Source organism: Rubritalea sp., from assembly GCF_039830215.1.
GTDB lineage: Bacteria > Verrucomicrobiota > Verrucomicrobiia > Verrucomicrobiales > Akkermansiaceae > Rubritalea.
Map to the genome: position 1 here is coordinate 1 of NZ_JBDOPO010000220.1, position 21,370 is coordinate 21,370.

At 48.4% G+C, this 21,370-nt stretch carries 16 protein-coding genes; 8 read left to right on the top strand and 8 right to left on the bottom strand.

Annotation, left to right across the window (positions count from 1 at the left end; all coding sequences use genetic code 11):
- The coding region (locus tag ABGY95_RS07325; RefSeq protein ID WP_347441035.1) for a hypothetical protein at nucleotides 1–784 on the top strand (784 nt) is incomplete at its 5' end.
- A gap of 506 nt (nucleotides 785–1,290) precedes the next feature.
- Here ABGY95_RS07325 and ABGY95_RS07330 read toward each other — a convergent pair.
- Nucleotides 1,291–1,953, bottom strand: a complete 663-nt coding sequence (locus tag ABGY95_RS07330) for an alpha/beta fold hydrolase (RefSeq protein ID WP_347441036.1) — start codon at nucleotides 1,951–1,953, stop codon at nucleotides 1,291–1,293.
- Between the two features lie 232 nt (nucleotides 1,954–2,185).
- Here ABGY95_RS07330 and ABGY95_RS07335 point away from each other — a divergent pair, with 232 nt between their 5' ends.
- A complete protein-coding gene (locus tag ABGY95_RS07335; RefSeq protein WP_347441037.1) occupies nucleotides 2,186–2,560 on the top strand; it encodes a heavy-metal-associated domain-containing protein in 375 nt (124 codons plus the stop codon).
- A 76-nt stretch (nucleotides 2,561–2,636) separates the two neighbouring features.
- Here the strand turns inward: ABGY95_RS07335 and ABGY95_RS07340 are convergent, their stop codons facing one another.
- A complete protein-coding gene (locus tag ABGY95_RS07340; RefSeq protein ID WP_347441038.1) occupies nucleotides 2,637–2,987 on the bottom strand; it encodes a RidA family protein in 351 nt (116 codons plus the stop codon).
- 134 nt (nucleotides 2,988–3,121) lie between these two features.
- Here ABGY95_RS07340 and recC point away from each other — a divergent pair, with 134 nt between their 5' ends.
- The 3 genes from recC to recD are packed head-to-tail and all read left to right on the top strand — an operon-like array spanning nucleotide 3,122 to nucleotide 11,516.
- Nucleotides 3,122–6,307, top strand: a complete 3,186-nt coding sequence (recC, locus tag ABGY95_RS07345) for an exodeoxyribonuclease V subunit gamma (protein ID WP_347441039.1) — start codon at nucleotides 3,122–3,124, stop codon at nucleotides 6,305–6,307.
- 6 nt (nucleotides 6,308–6,313) lie between these two features.
- Complete coding sequence (locus tag ABGY95_RS07350; protein WP_347441040.1) at nucleotides 6,314–9,859, top strand: UvrD-helicase domain-containing protein; 3,546 nt, start codon at nucleotides 6,314–6,316, stop codon at nucleotides 9,857–9,859.
- A 1-nt stretch (nucleotide 9,860) separates the two neighbouring features.
- Nucleotides 9,861–11,516 carry an exodeoxyribonuclease V subunit alpha gene (recD, locus tag ABGY95_RS07355; protein WP_347441041.1) on the top strand — a complete coding sequence of 552 codons (1,656 nt, stop codon included), beginning with the start codon at nucleotides 9,861–9,863 and terminating at the stop codon, nucleotides 11,514–11,516.
- A gap of 198 nt (nucleotides 11,517–11,714) precedes the next feature.
- On the opposite strand, the gene mnmA is transcribed toward recD, so the two are convergent.
- Nucleotides 11,715–12,794: a tRNA 2-thiouridine(34) synthase MnmA gene (gene mnmA / locus ABGY95_RS07360; protein WP_347441042.1), complete on the bottom strand. Its 1,080-nt coding sequence runs from the start codon at nucleotides 12,792–12,794 to the stop codon at nucleotides 11,715–11,717.
- A gap of 87 nt (nucleotides 12,795–12,881) precedes the next feature.
- Here mnmA and ABGY95_RS07365 point away from each other — a divergent pair, with 87 nt between their 5' ends.
- A complete protein-coding gene (locus tag ABGY95_RS07365; protein WP_347441043.1) occupies nucleotides 12,882–13,682 on the top strand; it encodes a hypothetical protein in 801 nt (266 codons plus the stop codon).
- Between the two features lie 14 nt (nucleotides 13,683–13,696).
- Here ABGY95_RS07365 and ABGY95_RS07370 read toward each other — a convergent pair whose 3' ends face one another.
- The 4 genes from ABGY95_RS07370 to ABGY95_RS07385 form a co-directional block, all read right to left on the bottom strand.
- Nucleotides 13,697–14,383 carry a prolipoprotein diacylglyceryl transferase family protein gene (locus ABGY95_RS07370; protein WP_347441044.1) on the bottom strand — a complete coding sequence of 229 codons (687 nt, stop codon included), beginning with the start codon at nucleotides 14,381–14,383 and terminating at the stop codon, nucleotides 13,697–13,699.
- Entirely contained in the window at nucleotides 14,380–15,693 is a 1,314-nt protein-coding gene (locus ABGY95_RS07375; RefSeq protein ID WP_347441045.1) for a radical SAM protein, read from the bottom strand. The genes ABGY95_RS07370 and ABGY95_RS07375 overlap by 4 nt, the downstream gene beginning before the upstream one ends.
- A gap of 373 nt (nucleotides 15,694–16,066) precedes the next feature.
- Entirely contained in the window at nucleotides 16,067–16,420 is a 354-nt protein-coding gene (locus ABGY95_RS07380; protein WP_347441046.1) for a hypothetical protein, read from the bottom strand.
- A 199-nt stretch (nucleotides 16,421–16,619) separates the two neighbouring features.
- Nucleotides 16,620–17,339 (bottom strand): outer membrane lipoprotein-sorting protein, encoded by a 720-nt coding sequence (locus ABGY95_RS07385; protein ID WP_347441047.1) that lies wholly within the window; start codon nucleotides 17,337–17,339, stop codon nucleotides 16,620–16,622.
- A gap of 180 nt (nucleotides 17,340–17,519) precedes the next feature.
- Here ABGY95_RS07385 and ABGY95_RS07390 point away from each other — a divergent pair, with 180 nt between their 5' ends.
- Entirely contained in the window at nucleotides 17,520–18,491 is a 972-nt protein-coding gene (locus ABGY95_RS07390) for a hypothetical protein (RefSeq protein ID WP_347441048.1), read from the top strand.
- A 436-nt stretch (nucleotides 18,492–18,927) separates the two neighbouring features.
- On the top strand, nucleotides 18,928–20,409 hold the full coding sequence (locus tag ABGY95_RS07395) for a prenyltransferase/squalene oxidase repeat-containing protein (RefSeq protein WP_347441049.1): 1,482 nt from the start codon (nucleotides 18,928–18,930) through the stop codon (nucleotides 20,407–20,409).
- A 505-nt stretch (nucleotides 20,410–20,914) separates the two neighbouring features.
- Here the strand turns inward: ABGY95_RS07395 and ABGY95_RS07400 are convergent.
- Nucleotides 20,915–21,100 carry a hypothetical protein gene (locus tag ABGY95_RS07400; RefSeq protein ID WP_347441050.1) on the bottom strand — a complete coding sequence of 62 codons (186 nt, stop codon included), beginning with the start codon at nucleotides 21,098–21,100 and terminating at the stop codon, nucleotides 20,915–20,917.
- Nucleotides 21,101–21,370 lie beyond the last annotated feature (270 nt).

The window sequence follows — 21,370 nt, forward strand, 5'->3', positions numbered from 1 at the left end:
AATATCCAGTATTGTGATCTTATTCTTTTGCGTACTCACCTGTACCGCAACTGCCCAACGACTCACTTCTCCAACTGCACCTACAGATCCATTTAAGAAGCAAACTTATCCATGGAAACAGAATATTACAGCGACAGTGTTCTGGATTGGTGAGAAGCCAACTCCAAAAAACCCAACGCCCAACCATGCCAGCTCATGGGACACAAAATGGCAGGTAAACTTCGGGGGCTACGATAACCCCAACCCAGCAGCCCGCACTTACGGATATAGACCAGCAGCGTTTCGCCCAAAGCAAAATCCATTCTACATAGCTCTCCCATATAATGATCGGATCGACTGGCGCCGCCATAAACCTGAAGCATCCAAAGTCATTCCCTGGTTCCGTAAGTACCAACCTGAGCCGGGCAAAACAGTCTGTAAAGGACGCTGGCTACAGATCGTGCACGGCAGAAAAATCTGCTATGCCCAATGGGAGGACTGTGGCCCCTTTTGCACAGATGATTACAAATATGTGTTCGGCTCAGCACGGCCGAAGAATACTAAAAATAATGCTGCTGGCATTGATCTCTCCCCTGCAGTCCGAGACTATCTAGGATTCAAATCTGGCTCTAAAGTTCATTGGCGCTTTATCGATTTTGAGAATGTGCCAAAGGGACCGTGGTCAAAGTACGGAACAAATAATCCTTTTGTCAATCCGGCGATGGACGTGGATCTCATCGCTAAGCGCCGCTATATGGAATACCTCAGACAGCAGCGAGATAAAGCCAGAGCTACAAAATCGTAACTTTAAAGACTATATTAGGTGAGTTTATATAAGAGCTTTGGTAATCTCCGCTCTCATATTGAAAATAAATCACTTAAACCCACTACCCAGATGCGGCTACTGGGCCAGCCCACGTAAAACGTCAATAGCGTCACCTTGCTTGCACCGGCCGTACTCATTAGTCTATTTTTAGCATTTCATGAAATACTTAATGCCACTCAAAAAAAAGACTGCTGGCTACAAAATTTGGCACTGTGTCCCGTAGTTCATTTTTTTGGGGATGGCTTTGTCGGTCTTGCAAGCATCCGCGCCTGTGACTGGCTACCTGCACTGGGTTTCCAACGTAACACCTGTGAATCTATAAACCTAGCACAGTCTGACAGATTTCCAGCTAGCGCAAAATGGCTACTGACTCTCTCGGTGGCTGCCATGGCTTACTAGTTCAGCATACCCTAGTACTACGCGCCGGAGCACAATCATTTGTATCTGGGATCATTGTATGGTAGCTCTGAAGCGCATTAGGGAACCTATAGTTTCCCGGTTCTCAAGAAACGATCAGTCGACACTAACACCTCTGGATGTGAGGTGATGAAGGTGTGATCGGCATGGACAATCTTAAAGTCGTCCAGCCCCTCAATCATGCCTGCTTCCACTCTTACTATACCGTCATTCTCCCCTTCAATTACATGTTGAAACAGAGGGATTTTCACCTTATTTCCCATGATTACCGCCGACTCGACATCTTGAGAAATCACCGAGCACTCATTGCCCATGTTAGCAGTAGATAGAAAATCACCCGCTGGCCCTAAGACGCGAAGCAGCGGTGAGTGACCTAACCAATCTACAATCATACTCCCCCGTAAAGGTGGTGCTATCATCAAGACTTTAGAGCATTTATCATGGCCGCAAGCATCCAGATACCTACGCGCTATGACTCCACCTAATGAGTGAGTGAGTAGATGTATTTTGCTGTACTTGGGTGCTTCTTGTTGGATCAATAAATCTAGGCGCTCGACCATTTGTTCCAAAGTATTTCTGAACGAAGGGTAAGGTAAATTAATACAACTAAAGCCCGAGTGAATACATTGCTTAGCTAGTGGATCCATAGCCCACAAGCTGCGCCAGAGACCATGTAAACATATGACGAGTTCCTCACCTTTACCATGGGTCTTCGCTTGGTGCCAGGGCATGGGTAATCTCAGCACACCTAGCTGGCTAAGAGAAAATTGGGATAGGTCATCTTGCATTGGCGCAGAACATAGCTCGTACTTGGCAATCTGGAAATTGATTCTTCTGAAGTCACTATCGAAATAATGAATTATTTTGCATCCACGCGGAATAAATATACAAGCTGAGAGCTCTCAGATTTGTGACTATCTTGCATAGCATACGCTATGAGCAAACAATAACACAGCCAATATCATGAAAATCAAAATGACCCTTCTCGCTGCCACTTCAATGGTTAGCTTCGCTGGTGCAGAAACCACATCACCTGCAGCAAAGACTGAGTGCAAAACTGAGTGTGCAACTAAATCTAAAGAAGACTGCATGAAAGCATGCAGCACTGACAAAGCTATCGTGACTCACTTCAATGTCACAGGTATGACTTGCGGCGGTTGCTCCAAAAGCCTCACTACTGCTCTCACAGCTATCAAAGGTGTGGATATCAAGAAAATTTGCCACAAGTCCGGTTGTGTTGACGTGGTTCTCACTGACGGTGCTACTGCAGCTCAAGTAAAAGAAGTTATCACAAAGAAGGGCTTCAAAATCGCTCCAGCTAAAGAAAAGAAAGTATAATTCTTTTCACCCATCTTACTAAAAAAAGCGCATTGGCTGAGCCCGATGCGCTTTTTTGTTCTCTAGTGAGGCTGACTTATTTCTCAGCTGCCACCACTGAGATCTCAACCAGAAGTTCAGCTCTAGCCATTCTGGCCTCGACACAGGCTCTAGCAGGAGCGTGGCCTTCAGGAACCCACGCGTCCCACACTGCATTCATGGCCGCAAAGTCCTTCATATCGCGCACATAGACTGTCGCTGAAAGCATGTGCTCACGGTCAGATCCAGCCTGAATAAGTAGAGCATCCACTTTATCAAGCATGGTTTGCGTCTGCTCAGAGATATCTTTAGTCGCATCCGCACAGACTTGGCCGCAAAGGTAAATTGTTCCATTGTGCTTCACAATCCTGCTCATCCGCTGCTTAGTTTCTTGGCGTTCAATTTGCATGCACGACTTTTAATGCTTTAGCTCTAGAAATACGAGTATCTTTCCACTAACAAATATCGCGTGGGTCTCGTATTGTCCTACCCTCTTTCTACAATTGCACCACAGTTGCCCCAGCTCCAAATAATTCTAAATCCATGCCAAACGCCAAGTTCAACCTTCATCACTTCCCAAAACAAGAAGACCTAGCCGAGCTACTACTAGATAACTTGGCCTCTGAAGGCTCAGTCTCCCCATTTCATAAGTCAACTGTGTTGGTGCGGAACCAGGGAATGGCGACGTGGTTGCGCCAGCGGATAGCTACTCAGACTGGTCTTGCGATGTTAGTAGAATTCCCGCAGCCGAATAGTTTTCTTCAGGGATTGATTGATGAGAAATCTGTCCAGCTCGATGAACTGAAGTGGCCGATCTACAAACTACTTCCTAGTCTTTTAGAAAAAACTGAATTCGGTATTCTCAAGACCTACCTTTCCAGTTCAACAACGGAGATCGAGTCATCACTCAAGCGTTACCAACTCTCCAGCCAAATTGCCGCACTCTACGACAAGTACCTGCTCTACCGGCCTGAGTGGATCACCACTTGGAATGCTGGGGAATCCATTCCTACCTTCAGCTCGCATGAAGCATGGCAGCGGATTCTGTGGTTAGAGCTAACAAAAAATGGCATTCAGCATTGGTCGCAGTATCTACTCGCTGCTGAGAAGTTAGAGATAGACGCCAAAATCCCCAGTGCTCTGCACGTTTTCGGTATTTCAAACTTCGCCCCCATCTACGTTCGCTTCCTCTACCTACTAAGCCAACAGATTCCTGTGCATATCTACTGGATGAACCCAGTGTCTATCGACGAAGGCTACTGGGAAGACGCCCCCACTAAACGCCAATGGACGATGGCTGAGGCATTCGATGATTCCTCCATACTCACCGAAGGAAATCCGTTGTTAGCCAGCTTTGGTAGAATGGGCCGCGAGTTTGTCCACACGCTCTATGGTGGCGATAAGGGTAATACGGAGATTCATAACTTCCAGCCGCAGAAAACCACGCACTCTACAGCCACTAGCAGTCTAGAACAACTACAGCACAGCATCTTCAATAGACGCCCGATGAACGAGGGGTCTCCTATTGACTCCTCACTGGCCGTTCACTCTTGTCACACTCCCCTGCGTGAGTTAGAAACTCTCAAGGATTACCTACTCAAGTTAGCTGAAGAATCACCGCTCGACACTGGCGACGTGATTGTGCTTTGTCCTGACATTGCTGCCTACGCGCCTTCAATCGAAGCGGTATTTGGCTCTCTACAGCGCCAGCAAAAGCTCTATCTTCCCTATCGTATCAGCGACAGATCAGCCCCTATAAATGACCCATCTATAGCTGCCGTTACACAACTCTTTGATCTCAACAAAAAACGCTTCACCAATCGTGAAGCTCTCGATCTGCTTTCCACTCCAGCCATCGCCGGGCACCTCAATCTGAGCGAACAAGACCTCAGTACGATTCGAGAATGGGTCACAAAATCAGGTATCCGATGGGGCTTCGACTACCAACACATCCGCGAGGTAGCTGCCGACTGCAAGGACTCCAGCTGGACCTGGCGTGACGGGCTGGATAGGCTACTACTCGGCTACGCTATGCCATGCAAGGAGCTCACTCTCTGGCGAAACATTCTACCCTACCACGACATAGAAGGCAGCTCCACCCGACTCCTCGGAGCTCTGTGTTCCTTTGTCGAATGGTGCGGTGAAATTCGCAAACAACTCAGCGACAAGCGAAGCCTCGCCGAGTGGGTGGAGCTTTCAAAGGAATGGATGGATCTCGGATTTTCAAAAGCTCCAGATGCGCAGCAATCAATCCAGCCTTTGCTTCATGTACTAGAACAACTGCACGAGCAATCTTCGCTGATAGAAGAAACTATTCCTAGCGATGTCTTTGCCGAGCACCTCAAAGATTATCTTAATGATTCCTCCCCAGCATTCGGATTTCTCAATGGGTCGATCACGTTCTGTGAAACTAAGCCAATGCGCGCCATCCCCGCGCGTGTGATTTGTCTACTCGGCATGAACCACGACGCCTTTCCGCGTACTTCGCCGGATGTGCAATTCGACCTCATCAAGGACTCACGGCAAGCTGGCGATCGCTCGACCCGCGATGACGATTGTTATTTCTTTCTAGAGGCCATTCTCTCTGCGCGTGAAAACCTCTACTTTAGCTATGTCGGCACCTCGATCAAAGATGGTGAGCCACGCCCACCATCGACTGCTCTACAAACCCTCATCGATACCACGCCTGGACTCGCGAAAGCAGTGGTTAGAGAAAAACTCCACGCCTACGACCCGTCCTACTTCCAAGGTGACCCCAGCAGCCATGACGAGCACTTGATGCAAGCAGCTGAGACATTAAGCTCAACTTTTGAAACTAAAGAACCGCATGTTGACGTGTCCGTAGCTGTCGATGAGACCCCGACACACATCGATCTCGACGACTTCATTTCTGGACTAACTCGATCGACCTCACATTTCCTCAAAAAGAGCCTGCAAGCACGTCGCCATTATTATGATGCTCCACTTGCAGAAGATGAATCGCTCGAAATCAATGGCCTCGTTGGTTGGGAACTTAAAAACCAATTACTCCAGACTCAAAGATTCGATTCCACAAACGAATCTGCTTGGCGCCAGCAAGGTCTCATTCCCTCAGGTGAATTTGGCCGCTTACAATTGGCCGAACAGCTAGGATCCATCTCCTCACTCTTAGAAGATCTGCCGGAACAGCTCGACACGCCCATTGATGTCAAAATCAATGATATCCATATTATTGGCAATATCCCAACACACCTCGATGGACATGTGCTGATGGTCTCTCCTTCAAAAGCTCCAAAAGGTCGAGATTTGATGCAGCTTTGGGTCTATCAGATCCTAATATCTCATGCTGCAGAACATGCAACAGCAGGTCAAATCATCAACATCGATAAACAACTCGTTGAGACAAATCTAACACCACCGGAAACCACTCAAAACACACTTAAGTTTCTACTCCAGATTTACCTAGATAATCTCAAATACCCCCAAGCCAGTTTCCCTGAAACCAGCTACGCCATCAGCCAAGTCAAACGCAAGGATACAGATGGTGAAGACCAGTTTGACCAAAAACAACAAGCTGCTGGACTGAAATCTTGGTCAGAGAATTCTGAATTCAAAACTGGTGAAGGGCACGACCCAGAGATTGCACTCTTCTTCACCGACAGCTCTCTCAGCAGCGAAACCTTCCACGCCATTTATGAAAACATCTGGCAGCCACTTTCCCAAGCCATCCTCCCACCCGTAAAAAACTAGCGCGTTATGATCACTCAATTTAATCCAGTCAGATCGGCAATCGAGCATGGACTCACCTTGTTAGAAGCTGGCGCAGGCACCGGAAAAACGTATTCGCTCGTTCGCATCATAGTGCGTGAGCTTGTAGAAAAAGAACTCGATCCCAGCGAGATCGTGACCGTCACCTTCACACGTGCTGCCACGGCCGAGATCAAGAGCCGGCTCCACGGTTTGCTCTCAGAGATTCTCAGCGACCTTAAAAAGCCTGAGGATGAAATGCAAAATGACATTGCTAAGGCTTGGGTAACTGAAGGCGAAGAATGGGTAGAGAATGCGAAGCATCGACTCTCGATTGCGCTCTCAGCCTTCGACAGTATCTCCATCTTCACCATTGATGGATTCTTTCAGCGCTTGCTCAAGGAATACGCATTTGAATCTAATGTCCTGTTCTCAATCGAACTTGAACCAGACGACTCGCCCCTGATTCATACAGCACTGCAGGACTATTGGCGTCAGTACGTCTACCGTCTCAAGGGCGAGGCTCTCGCTCTATTCCAGCAGAGTGTCGACTTCAAGAAGGCCAAGAACTTCCTCAACGAAGCACTACGCAGCAGCGAAGTCACTTTCGATCCCGCCTACTCAGAATCAGCTGATGCTCTCAATGCCGAATATGCAGAGGCTTGGCACGCCTTTGTTGCAATCCTTAAAGATCACCGGGGCACACTACGCGACTTCATCGATAATCCAACACCTGGAATCAAAAAAAATGCTGGCCCCTTTAGGAAAGGTGGCGATGTGAAACTCTTTGCTGAAGTTGACGACATCTTAGCCAATCCAAAAGCCGTCTCATCTAACACACCACTGATAGACCACCTGCGTGCTAGTCACGTGCTCTCTGATGCGGCTTTCAATAAAAACAAATTTGTCGACCTCAGTGGTGAGCCAGTAGCCAAAGTTTTTCACGCGGTACAGGCACTCATAGATGCGCGTCCGAGTAACATTCGCTCTGCGTACTTCGGTGAAATCTATCGGTTCGTCGAGCAACGCCTGAAAGAACTCAAAGCTGATCTCAACACGCAGAGCTACAACGACGTCACAATCACACTTTCCAATCTACTGGTTAGTGATTCAAAGGCATCACAAACGATCAAGGCAGCGATCTACAAACGCTACAAAGCTGCATTGATTGACGAATTTCAAGACACGTCTCCTCAACAATGCAACGTGTTCATTCAGTTGTTCAATCAAGAAAAACGTGCGGAAGAAGACGAGCGCTACTTTCACATCATCGGTGACCCAAAGCAATCGATCTATCGTTTCCGTGGTGCAGATGTATTTTCCTACATCGCTGCTGTGGGTAAGGCTGATCATCATTACAGCCTTCTGACAAATTATCGATCAAGCCCGAGCATGATCCATGCTGTTAATAAGGTTTTTAGCATTTCAGAGAACCCTTTCCTCGTGGAGGGCGGCATCTCATTCACCCGCTCACAATGGCCAAGTCAGAGTGGTGACACACCAGACTCTGCGCAACCAGCGCTATGGGTTCAGTCAATAGAAATGGAAAAGACCACCGCCGATCAAACACGTAGTCTTTTCTACAATGACATCTGTCGCAATATTCTTGATTTGCTCGACACCCCGTGGAGAGAAATCGATCCTCAGTCTGATAGGTCGGAGCCTGTGCAGCCATCAGATTTTGCCGTACTTGTGCGCAGTAAAAAGCAGGGAGAAGCCCTCAACATTCTACTGAGTGAACACAAAGTTCCGTCCACTCTAAGCACGCGCACCTCGCTGATGGCCAGTGCTGAATCGTCAGAAACTCTCACCATCCTTTCCGCCCTTCTTAATCCCCGCAGCACACCCGCAATTCGCTCAGCTCTACTCACCCCTGCACTAGGAAGTGGTGAACAGTTAGCGAGCGATGCGTCATTCGATCAGGTCTCTAACGATTTCTCAGAACTTCATACCTTATGGAACGAACACGGCTTGATGCCGATGATGCAGTCATTCATTGCCCGTTTCTCAGTTCGCAGCAGATTACTCCAGCTGACTCATGGCCAAAGACGATTGACCAACTTCAACCATCTAGCTGAATTGTTAGATACAAAGGCGCGTGAAGAAAAGCTCACCCCATCAGCAACCGTACAATGGCTAGAGATGGCCATTCAAGGGAGTATTCACGACACAGACGCTGAGCAACTCGAACTTCGTATCGCAACCGATGACGCCGCCGTTCAGATTCTTACCCAGCACACAAGTAAAGGCCTAGAATATCCCATAGTATTTGTGCTGCCATCGTGTGACAACAAGATCAGCGCCACTCGTCTCAGCCACACCTACCACCACCCTAAAACTGGTGACAATTTATTTGCCCCCTATGGCAACAATGCTCATGAGAGCCTTGAAATTCGCAAAGGAGAAGAACAAGCGGACTCAGTCCGACTCACCTATGTGGCTCTCACCCGAGCTAAGTATCGCTGCTACTTTTACTACGATCCTCCGGTTAAAAAATCTCCTTTAGATCATGCTATCTATAGGATGTTAGGTGAACTCAATCAAGCTGAGATCGAAGCTCTTTGTGGGGAATCCGACAACACCATAGTTTACACTCCTCTGGATGAGGAAACTCTAAACCTTGAGCTGAAGGATTGGACTCCTCAAACGAGCAGCGATATTCAAGAATTGAGTATTCGGGATTCCTCAAAGGTCCACTTCGTCACTCAGAAACGCACGACTTCATTCACTGGTATCACCCACAATGCCCCAGACATTTTCCACGATGTCGATGGTACTGTGGTCGAATCAATTGGGCTCGCCGAGCAAGGGTTCTGGAGCAAGTTGCAGGCTGGAGCTTCGCTTGGTTTGGTATTCCACGAGATTCTCGAGGAACTTGATTTTCAAGACACGAGCGCATTACTCGATCTAGTCGATTCGAAACTCCACAAGTATAGCCCATGGCGCGAGAGACCAACGAATGCAGAAATCACCGAAATCATCCAAGAAATAGTCCTTAATATTGAGAAACTTCTAGAACACGAGATTGCTCCAGGTATGCAGCTCAATCAGCTCAGCCAAAAACAACGACTCAACGAAGCACAATTCCTTCTATCAGGTTCTAACTTCTCCCTCAGCACCCTGTGCGACATTTTAGAAAGTGATCCACCTGCTGGTCTACCTGATGGCTACATCGAGCAACTTCGCAAAGTCCCAGCACTCGCTGTAGAAGGTTTCCTCGATGGAATCATTGACCTCGTTTTCGAACATGGAGGTCGCTACCACATCCTCGATTGGAAATCTAACAAGCTAGCTAATTCACTTCCCGAAATGATGGCTGACCATCATTACTTCCTGCAATACCATCTCTACACCCTAGCGCTCGATCAGTTGCTACAACAGCGACTCGGTGCTAACTATGAGCCATCAACCCACCTAGGTAGCAGCATCTATGTCTTCCTTAGAGGTGTAGATACCGCCATACCGTCTAGCGGAATTTATTCAGACGCTCTGAGCCCCGCCCGTCTGATTGCGCTGCGTAATGCCTTCACTAAGCAACCATCTCTCCTTTCCTAACATGCTCGCTAAACATTTCTCCGACTTCCTCAGTAGACGCCACCAACCAGCGTCCCGAGACTTTGCCACTTTGATCGAGCGCCTGAGTGAAGCTGTCGAGGCTGGATCATCCTGTCTAGATCTGCGCTCCTACAAAAAGCATTCGCTAGATGACTGGAACACGATACTCGCCACCGACGCTGACAGCAGCACCGTTGCTAGTCCTGGAGGAAACTCTCCCCTCATTTTTACGGCTCAGGGCCGGCTTTACCTCCAGCGTTACTACCTTCACGAAAAAGGGATTTTTGGGAAAGTCCAACAATGGTTGAGCCAGCCACTTGATAAAGTGAACGCTGGCACTAAGAAGCTCTACCAACAATACTTTCCCGATAGCGAAGGTGACGATCAAGCTCTTGCTGCCATGATAGCTCTCCAGCGCCGATTCACCATCATTTCCGGAGGGCCTGGCACGGGAAAAACGACAACAGTCCTCAAGGTTTTGCTGCTACTACGTGAGCAAGGTTACTTCAGCGAACCCAGTGATTGCTTACTTCTAGCGCCAACAGGAAAGGCTGCTGACCGCCTCCGCCAAGCGATTCTCGGAGGAATCAGCCAGCTCGAAATGCTACCGATCGATCTCCCCACTGAAGCGGCAACGATTCACCGAGCGCTCGGTTTCAGACCCGGCAGTATAGAATTTCGCCATAATGCTGACAATCCGCTCGCAGCCAGAGTGGTGGTGATCGACGAGTCCTCGATGGTCGACCTTCCACTAATGCACCGTCTCTTAGATGCTATTCCAGATGATGCACGTATCATTCTGCTAGGTGATAAAAACCAGCTCGCCTCAGTTCAGGTTGGTACGGTTCTTTCAGACTTCATGGAGGCTGCTGAACAAGGCGACAGCTTGCTATCTAAATCCACTATCACGCTGCAGAAAAGTTTCCGTACACAGGGGCCGATCAATGCGGCCTGTGCTCACATCCGTGATGGTGATGCCGACGCAGCATGGGAAGCTGTGCTCGATTCGCCAGAGGACGTGACCGGTGCGACGATCTTCCAAGCTCTACCATCTCGTCTCCGCAATGCCCTCACACCTTTTGTTGAAATACATTGGCTTCCTATCCTTAAAAATAAGAACCTCAGTCCCGCAGATAAACTCAAAGGGATCGATAAATTTCGAATACTCACACCCACTCACAAAGGACCATATGGTATCGCTGTAATCAACCAAGCTGTAGAACAAATCCTCGCAAGCCACGGTATTGACACCCAACAAGTCTGGTACTCTGGCCGCTCGGTCCTAGTGCAACACAACGATCACAGTCTGGGGATTTACAATGGTGACACAGGCCTCACTGGGACTGACGCTGAAGGCAACCCGAGTGTTAGTTTTTCTGGAGCAGAGGGCACACGCAGTTTTTCACCAGCGCGCATCCCCGAGGTTCACACCGCCTGGGCTCTCACCATCCACCGAACACAGGGCAGTGAATACGAACACATTTTGTTAGTCATCCCTCCAGTTGAGGATTCCCCTATTTTAAGTCGCGAGCTCCTCTACACCGGACTCAGCCGCGCCAAGAAATCCGCCAACCTATGGTGCACAGAACAAAGCTTCAAGCAAACTGTCGAGAGCACGGTACAAAGGGCCTCAGGGCTGAGTACTATGTTCGGATAGCAAAACGCTCTGGGACTGCTGAAGCGTGATTCAGCTCTTGCGGAAAGCTGTGGCCTGACAAATGCACTGCGTAGCTGCGGATAGCTAAGTACCATGTGAGCTGGTAATAGTTTGCCTAACGAGACTCACCGACCGCACAAGTCGAGCTAGCCACAGAGCGGAGTCAAGCCCCTGCGCAGACCAGATCACATGCTGTACTTACTCGACGATCTCGAAGACCCCGCCGCCTAACAGCACGCCATTTTCGTAGAATCCGCAGATTTGGCCGGGAGTGAGTGCGCGCTGAGGGCGAATGAATTCGACATCGAGCTTCCCGTCTTCACGTGGAGTGACCCAGACTGGCTCACCTTTTGCGCGGTAGCGTGGCTGAGCCTCGATTTTGCACTTGGTGGTCACAGGTTTATTGACCCACGAAACAGTGCCGACGACAGACTTGCTAGCGAATAATCCTGGAGTCTCGGCTTCGTTGTAACCAACGATGAGTTCGTTCTTTTTGAGATCTTTACCAACCACAACGTAGGCAACTCCATCACGTGGCGAAGCAACGCCGTGTCCTTTTCGTTGACCAAGAGTATAGAGGTGCAACCCTTTGTGACGGCCAAGCCGCTTGGCTTCAGTATCGACAATATTACCCGGACGGTCAGGAACATAGTGGCGGAGGAAATCAGTCATTTTGACATTGCCGATAAAACAAATCCCCTGGCTGTCCTTCTTCTGGGCAGTGGGCAGGTCGAATCGCTCGGCGACTTCCCGGACTTCAGGTTTGAGCATTTCACCACAGGGGAAAAGTGCGTGTTTGGCCTGATGTTGCTCCATAAGAGCGAGGAAATAGCTTTGGTCTTTGTTGGTGTCAGAGCCACGGAGAATGTCGGATGTGCCATCTGGGCGATCGCGCTTACGAGCGTAGTGACCAGTCGCCACGTACTCGAACCCTTGCGCTAATGCATAATCGAGGAAGACACCAAATTTCATTTCCCGATTACAATAGACATCAGGGTTCGGCGTGATGCCGCTACGGTAGCCTTCTAGAAGGTAATCGACGATTCGGTCTTGGTATTGGTCGATCAGGTCCACCACGCGGAACTCAATACCGAGCTTTTTTGCCACAGCATGCGCGTCATCGACATCGTTTTCCCACGGGCAATCGCCGGGGACGTTGTCTGTGTTGATCCAATTTTTCATATAGGCTCCCACGACTTCATGCCCCTGCTCCACCATAAGAGCAGCAGCGACGCTGGAGTCAACGCCTCCTGAGAGACCTACCAAAATCTTTGCCATGCAGACCACTAGAACACATCGAGCGAACTTGCAAACCCGACATTGTTTAAACTTGAAAGTTCCGTCCAGCGAGCACATCACCACTGCATGTCCACACCCAACACCGAAGCCACAGGCAAACCCACTCCCATAGCAGGCTGCATCATCTTCGTCGTCATCTTAGGAATGGTCGTCTTTCTTGCGGGTATTGGTTGGTATTCCTATCACGAAAACAAGGGTGCGATCATTAGTATCTCAGAACTAAAAAAGGAGACACCACCCTTAGCATCAACTGCTGACGCCTCTGCGACTGAAGCACTCGACTCAAAAGTTGACGCCTTCAGTAACGCGGTCAAAGCAGGTAAACGCGCTGAGGTCACATTCACTGTGGATGAGATGAACTTGGCTATCGCTCACTACCCTAAGCTCAAAGGATTCCGCGACACTCTCAGTGTCAGTGAAGTCACTGACACTACAATCGTTTCAGATATCTGCTTCACAGTACGCGCCGGCTTTGATGGGCTTCGCTATGTGAATGCGACGATGACGGTCGAGCCAGTCATCGCAATGGGCTCAGTTTTCCCGATCGTTTCAGAAATCTCTCCTGACAATGGAAATCCAGTTCCAGAAAAGTACACCAAGGAATTACCAACCTTCCTCTTCTCAGAATACCGTAAGGACGAAGATCTCGCTGCGGTGTATAACAAGCTGAGCAAGATCACTCTCAGCGATGGAAAAATCACCATTCTCAGCGACCCTAAAATGCCAATCGAAGGAGAAATCCCTGAGAACGTCGACAGTGAAGTCGACAGAGCGCTAGCGCTCTTCGGTCTGTTTGCCTTCATGCTAATCACCACCGTGGCCTTTCTGCTCTGGGTACGTAAGCGCAACAAAAAGGCTGCCGAATAATAAGTTCTTCTTATCTAAAAGCGCTTGCGGCTTCGTTGCTTAAACGCAATCAATCCTGTGGAGATTATTGCGAGCGCTATCCATTGGTAACCTGAAATCCCGAAAGCCAACTTCGGCGTGGCTCGGAGAAACTCGTGGACGTACCGGAATACCCCGTATACCACAAGATAGATGTGAAATAGTTGGTTCTGCGCGAATGCTTTTTTACGCACTAACATCAAAGCGCACCAGATGAGAACGTTGGCTCCAAGCTCTACCTCGACAGAAGGCCACCTGTAGCCAGACTCAAAGAGCTTGCCCGTACAACAACCATGGCGAAGGCAGCCCACTCTTCCCATCATGACCCCCCAAGGAATGATCAAAGCAAAACGGTCACCTGTGGACTTACTGTATCCTACGAGTTTTTTCCCAAGTTCCACACCAAGGAATCCCCCTAGCAGCGCACCCGTGATCGATTTCCCCACGAGCCATTGCCTCCAAGCATCTGGCCCAGTGTGGATCCACGCTTCGGCGATAAAGTAAGCGAGCTTTGCCCCAACAAATGCCCCTGCAATCGCGCTAAAATAAATGAGCAAGAGCCGCTGATCCGACTTCGCAGCTCTGAGCCAATAGACCAAGCTCACTCCGACTGCCAGCATGACCATCAAACCATACATGGGCATCCCAATTACTGCGGACTGAATAGTATTCGCTGTACTCATTTTTGTGGCCAAGCATCAGGGAATCCGGAGTAATAGCGGCAAAAGGAGTCGAGCTTACCATCCGGACGGATCACGTGGGTGCAGCAACGATCAATACGATCTTGGTCCCAGGTCCAGGCATCCATGAAGGGCTTGATGAAGAGCCTAAACGCATTTTCTTCCTTCATTTCAAATCGATGAAGAAGCTCGCCTAATTCAGTATTCTCACAGCCGCAGCTCTGAAGATCAGCCAGCTCATAGCGGACTTTATCCTGTAGAAACCCTTGGAGTTTAGCAAAATCTACAAACTCAGAAATACTCCGCATCCCTATAGGTGTGCGCAGCAAGTAACCAATCGTCGCACAATTGGGGTCGCCACACGGAAGTGGAGTGAAATCATCATAACCTAATTTCCCTGCACTTTGTTCGACACAAGCAATGATCAGATCAGCGGTATTGAGACGCTTGGGAGCTGACGTTTTGTCTAGAGGGTTTCGCCCACTCAAAAACATTGGTTGCATTGCTAGCCCGCGACACACGGAATACTTCAAACCAAATTCTATTATCTCCCACAGGCCACTCAAGTTTTGCTCATTCACGGTCGTTGCCAGAGTGACCGGGATACCTTCTGACTGACACCTACGCATGACCTCTAGTTTAAGCTCACGTAGATCTGCCCCACGAAGTTCGCGTTGTCCTTCTTCCTGAAGTCCATCGAATTGTAAGTACAGTTGGAGGTGGCCACGCCGTGCGCGCTCCCCGAGTTCGGCTAGAAATACATTATCTCTCGCGATTCGTACTCCATTGGTATTTACCAAGGTGAAATCAATTCCCTCCCTTTGGTAAATCCAATCTACGAGATCAAAAAATTCTGGATGCAGAGTCGGCTCACCGCCGGAAAGCTGGAGGATTTCTATATTCCCCTTCCTTTCTAACACCCCATTGATTCGCGTCTGAAGGTCAGCCAAAGGCTTTGCCTGCACCTTCGACCCAGTTCCGATGGGTGAAGCAGCAAAGCAGGTGGGACAGGATAGGTTACACGAATCGACAATCTCTATCAGGGCCAAGCAAGTGGCTAGAGTCTCCACCGTGGCACTGGAATCTGGATTGGCATTTTGCCCTAGTGACCCCTTGGATCCGTCCGGGTCAGCAGAACAAGCACAACCAGCACCGCAGCCACTATTTGCTTCATTGCCCTGAGCCAACCAATAAAACCGCGCATCCGAAGCAATGCAAACGGTGGCGTCACCATGTTCTGGGCACAGGCGACTTAAGTACACTTTGGAGGGTGGGCCGTGGGATTTCCAGATACGTGCTTCGCAGTCGTGCATGCACTGAGGGCATCGCGAGCGCGTCTTTTTAAGGGTTTCACCTAGAGTGGGTATGCTGGTCATTGGAAAAATGGAGACATCATGTAGTAGCAGCCTGCATAGCGCAGACTGAAAAGTAGAAAGAGTTGAGCAAATAGAATGATCGAAAAGAGGCTAAAACACATCACCCAACCTCGCAGCATTAGCCGCCTCAAATAAAGCTTCGCGATCACAGCTGTAACAACCAAGCTCAACGCTAGGCTACCATTCATCAATTGATAATATTCAAATATAGAGACGTAAAAGAAGCCAACTATTAGAAACAAGCTCGGCAGTACAAATAGGGCACCAATGCTCCACATACCTCCTTTTTTTGACTGTTTCGCTTCCATATTCACCAACCAGTAAGAAGAAAGCAACCCGCATAGCCGATAGTAAAATAAAGGAAGCTATGTGCTAGAATCCACAACAATATGTAGCCTGCGTAGAACTTAGCGCCACCACCATTTTCACGCGCGTAATACACTCCTGTGACCACAGCACTCAGCAGTCCGAGTATACCGGTGACTACCATGTTCAAAAACAGCCAGCCTAATCCGTCATAACCCCCGAAACAATTTTCGATCAATGCTGTATTAACCACCAACAGTATAGCGGGTGAAAATGTCCAAACAACTACGCGTGCCGTACTCCATACTTTTGGTGCATCTCCAGTCATTGGAGCTAAATTCTCATTTTCTAATGGCATTTTATCTAAGGTGATAGTCGAAAAGTGACACAACAATGAGAGTACCCACACAACCTCCACGCTAACAATTCAATATTATCGATGGTGATATTGAGCGTATCAATGCTCAAGCTCCGACGCCTCAAAAAAAATGAGCCTCACCAGTATGTGAGACCCAAAAATAAGTAGCCCGCCTATTAAGGACAATTTAGAATCAAGATTAGCGAGTTTTCTTGCCTTCAGCTTTTTTCGCTTTTTTGAACTCCAGATAAGTGATGCCTGTGGTCTTGTTGGACTTTGGGTCGACTGTTGAAACACGCATGGTGCGCAAAGTGTAGTCTTTGCCCATACGCATCAGGTCAGTCACCAGGAATTGCTTGAGTGGTTTCCCCGCTGAATTATAGCCAATGAGTTTCATCATTGCACCATATTTTTTGTGCACCCACACATAAACAATTCGGTACTCCCCTGCTGTCTTTGAAGGATTAGTCAGACGCAGCTTATAACAGAGCTGACCATTGACCTTCTCCTCCCCCTCTAGCTTGGTATCTTTCCAGTAAAGAAAGCGCATCGAGAGATCTTCGTAGCTGACGTCTGTTCCGTTGATGCTCTCCGAGAGTTTAGAATCGCTAAACCGAGTCGTCTTCCCCCCCCGAATTTCAAGAAGATCGTAGTGGTCATCTTCTAGACGCATGTGAAAGCGATTATCGTTGCCCATCACCTTGTAAGAAAACTGTATATTCTCGTTTCTCAAAAATAAGCTCAGTGGGGTGCGTTTGCCGTTCTTCGACATGTAACCGTGCAAATCCTGTTGGGTCTGCATGGTCGCGGCGTAGCGCGTGGTCGCCAGTATTTTGTCTGCTTGGGCATCTGCTGATACAGATAAGGGCGCTAGCACTGTGGCAAAACCACATAATAGAGTAAGAAAAGACGCTTTCATGCTGGAAAAATAACACTTCATATTCTCTAGGACGGCAAGCGCAATCTAGCTATTCAAACAAATTTACAAATTCCACCTAACAACCCACGACTTTTTCAAAAAGATCGTGAATCTAGACTTGAAGAATTGCATATTACCACCGCTTATAGCCGCAGCGATATTTTACTCGACTAAATTTTTATGAGCCTGAGACACCAACTCAATACAGTACTTCCGGACATCCTCCCAGCTTCACCCAAAGAAGCAATCAAAGGCACCGAGCTTATTCGCTTGGTTCGGATGCGACTAGACGGCAACTACTCAGATGCCTCACTGCGCTACCATTTCTCAATCATGTCCTGTGACCCAGGCTCGGCGATTGCCAAAGTAGAAAAAGGCCAAGGCTACTACCGCCGAACAGCGGCAGTTCCAGCCCTTGCTGGTGCCCAGGAACTCCTCTCAATGACACAGGGACGTCTCGATGACTTTGGCTCAGATCAAGAAGCCGTCGACTTGGCAATGCTGCGAGTCAAAAAGTTTAGAGCCATCGTTCACCGCTGGTGCGAAATCAACCGTCGACAGCCATTTGTCTTCCGCGAACCATTTAAGGCAACTTCACCTATGGGCAACCTGTGGAAATTCCCTGAGGTTATGTTAGTCGACTGGGAAGGCGCTGGTGAAGAAGAATCATCGAACACGATTTTACGACTCAAGCAAACTCTCAACCTCCCCCCTTTCCGTCTTTGTGCTGGGCGTCTCCGAGTTCAGGCTAACATCCACACTTTCCGTGAAGATTTCTTCCAAGCACTCAGTGCTTCGGTGTGGGCAAATAGTGGAGAACTCTTCTACGCCACCCGTATCGATGATGAAGCGCTCACGGACGCTTTCAGAAAACTCAATGCAACCTTCGGTGTGGGAGTCACCTCATTCGGGCTCAGCTTGGAACAACTCGACGACCTGCCTCGTCCTGCTGACATTCTCAACGCGCACCCGCGGGAGACTGAAGCCTTGATGGAACGGCTCGACATCAACCGGGTAGCGGCTGCACACACTCGCCCACATCTCGATTGGGCTGCGCTCGACGCGATCCGTAATGACTCAGAGGAAGTCGAGCAACTCTTTAACTGGCTCTCAGAATCACTCAATTCCGGCGTAAACAAGTCCTTTGAGTAAAGTATTTCGAGCACCCACAAAGGTCGTTAACTTATCCCCATTGCTATGTTTTCAATATACAGCTGAAACTACTTTGACGCGTATATCCCCAAAAAACTGATCTTGATAAGTCTGCTGGGGCTTCACGAGCACGAATTGCATCTAGACGCAGACTCTTAGTGAATGCCCCTGTGAGCATAGCATTAGGTATCCTAGTGGCTCATTCCAAACTAGAGAAGCCGGTAGCTTCAAAGATTGACAGTCCCGTTATGGCCGTGTAATTTATAAGGCAGTAACTCATGCACTTTCTGTCCCCTTTCTCTGTCAGTAAGTTATAGAAATATATGCATGCTTTGAAATAAAATTATATTTTATTTCAATTTTACTAAGAAAATCAATTCCAGAGGAGTTATACCAATGTGAGCCTATGCTCTCAAGCCCAACAAACACCCACTACATGAGTTTACACGCACAATTAAGCCCCGAAGCCCAAGCCGCTTTAGCCGCGCAAAAAAGAACCTCCACGATATTTGCTTTGATTATTTCGGTCTTAGCATTTGCTCTCGTTCTCCTTGTTTTGATGGTTATCGCGCTCACTATCAATCTTAAGACTCCTCCAGAAATTATCTCCTATGCATCAGGGGTGTCTGAAGACGAAACAATCGACCGTCCAGAAATGACCAACCAGGTGGAACGCAAACCATCCGCACCTTCTTCTTCTATGGCGAAAGTGATTGCTAGTGCGTCCACTTCTCCTACTGCAGTTCCTATTCCCGACATGGAGATAACTGAACCATCACTAGACTTCGGTAATGGCGACGATTTTGGTGACGGATGGGAAAATGGTGATGGCGACGGCAGCGGCGGTGGAGGCTTCGGCAACCTTCCTTCTTCTATGAAGAAGCGCTGTTCCAAGGCTGACCGTCTTGCTCGTCTCCAAAAAGAAGGCGGTAACGAAGCATGTGAAGACGCAGTAGTCAAATCTCTCAAGTATTTCCAAGGCTCACAGAATGCAGACGGCTCATGGCAGAAAAAACACCGTGTCGGATACACCGGACTCGCCCTTTTAGCTTACCTCGGCCACTGTGACACTCCTTCATCCCCTGAATTTGGAGAGACTGTAGAAAAAGCAATCGTGTACCTAGTCAATGTCGGCATGGCTAACAATGGTAAACTAGCTACAGACCTAGACGACAAACAATGGCCTTACGAACACGGTATAGCAACTTACGCTCTAGCTGAAGCATACACTCTCTGTAGCAAACAAAACCTCGACCTACCTAACCTTAAAGAAGTAGTTGAGATGGCTGGCCTTCACATCATTGATAACCAGCACACTAATGGTGGTTGGGCTTATAGTTACGAGCAATCCGATGGGCACGTTGACTCCTCTGTTGTTTGCTGGCAACTTCAGGCTCTTAAAGCTTGCAAGTACACAGGCATCGAAATTTTCTCTAAATCTTCTAACGTGGCACGCAAGGGTCTAGAGTATTTAGAAACATGCCAGTCTGATGACGGAGGCGTGATGTACAGACCAAAAAGTGCCAAACCTCCTACTATGACTGGTGGCTCTGTGCTCTGCCATCAACAATGGGGCAAAGGCTCACGCGCTACAGTTCGCAAGGGACGTAAATTCATTGAGAATGAGGTCACATTCGGCTATGACACTGAAGATTCTGACCTCTACGCTCATTACTACTACGGTCAAGCAATGATCAATTTTGGTGGTACGACGTGGAAGAACTACAACGAACTCTTCCGCGATGATATACTCAACGCTCAAAACGCTGACGGTTCCTATAAAGCTCCAGGTGGCGGCAAAAAGATAAAAGGAGTGGCAACTGCTCACTTCGTAAGAAATGCCCACTACCGTACTTGCCTAGCGACTCTGATGTTAGAGGTCTACTACCGTTTCCTACCGGGCTCATCGTCACAATAAGTTCAAACTAAGATTTTAGTTTTACCTAGCCAACTCCAGCGAGTTGGCTTTTTTCTTCGGTACTGCTGAATAGCTGAGATAAACTCTGCTAACTGGGACGATGAGGCGTGGCAGCTTTATACCATCTGGCTATCCAGAGATCCTCTGTCTTGCGTATCTGTAAAAGTAACTGACAGACGAAATCATTTAGAGGTAGTAAGTTTCAATCCAGAAAAATTTGAACTAACGGAAACATGGTCGATCATACGGAGCCTGTTGCCTGATCAGAATTATGGACAAGTGCTAATAATGGCCCGCCGGGCGAACAGTATTTCGTGGCGGAGCTATTATAAAAAAGGGTCTGTAAAAACTTAATACACCAAGCTCAGCTTGTTATGTGTAGGCCTAGGTTAGTAACTGAAGATGTAAACACGTCCTAAATCATCAGACGATCTTAGCAACATTCTTCTCACTAGTGACCTTTGGAAAGGCCTGCCCATTATTGCCAAAAAGTTTCTTAACGCCGTCAGGCTGCTGGATCGATCTCAGCATATGAACGCTCAGCCACACCAGCGTATTGCTGAGCGTTCAGTCTATTCCAACGGTTCCAAGTAGCGTAACTTTGACAGCACTCGAGGACAAATTGAGCTACAGGTGTCGCTGGCCATAGATGGCTAGGAGCCATTTCAACTCGCTCTTTCATTTGGAACATAGATTTCGTAGCGACAGAGCCCTCAAAGAGGCTATAGCCACCATGTATATTCAGTGCGTCATCACTCGTAGGGTTACTTAAATTTTAGAGCCCATATGTGGGGGGGCGTCGAGATAATGGGAAGCTTATGCTCCTGAATGTTTCATCTGCTTTATCCGAAGCTGACGTGCACTGCAGAGAGCTCTTTACCAACCCCAAAGAGCGTGAAGTTGGTATTCCAGAATCAATCACCTCAGATGTCCCAGTGGGTTGAAAGCTGCTCACAAGGGT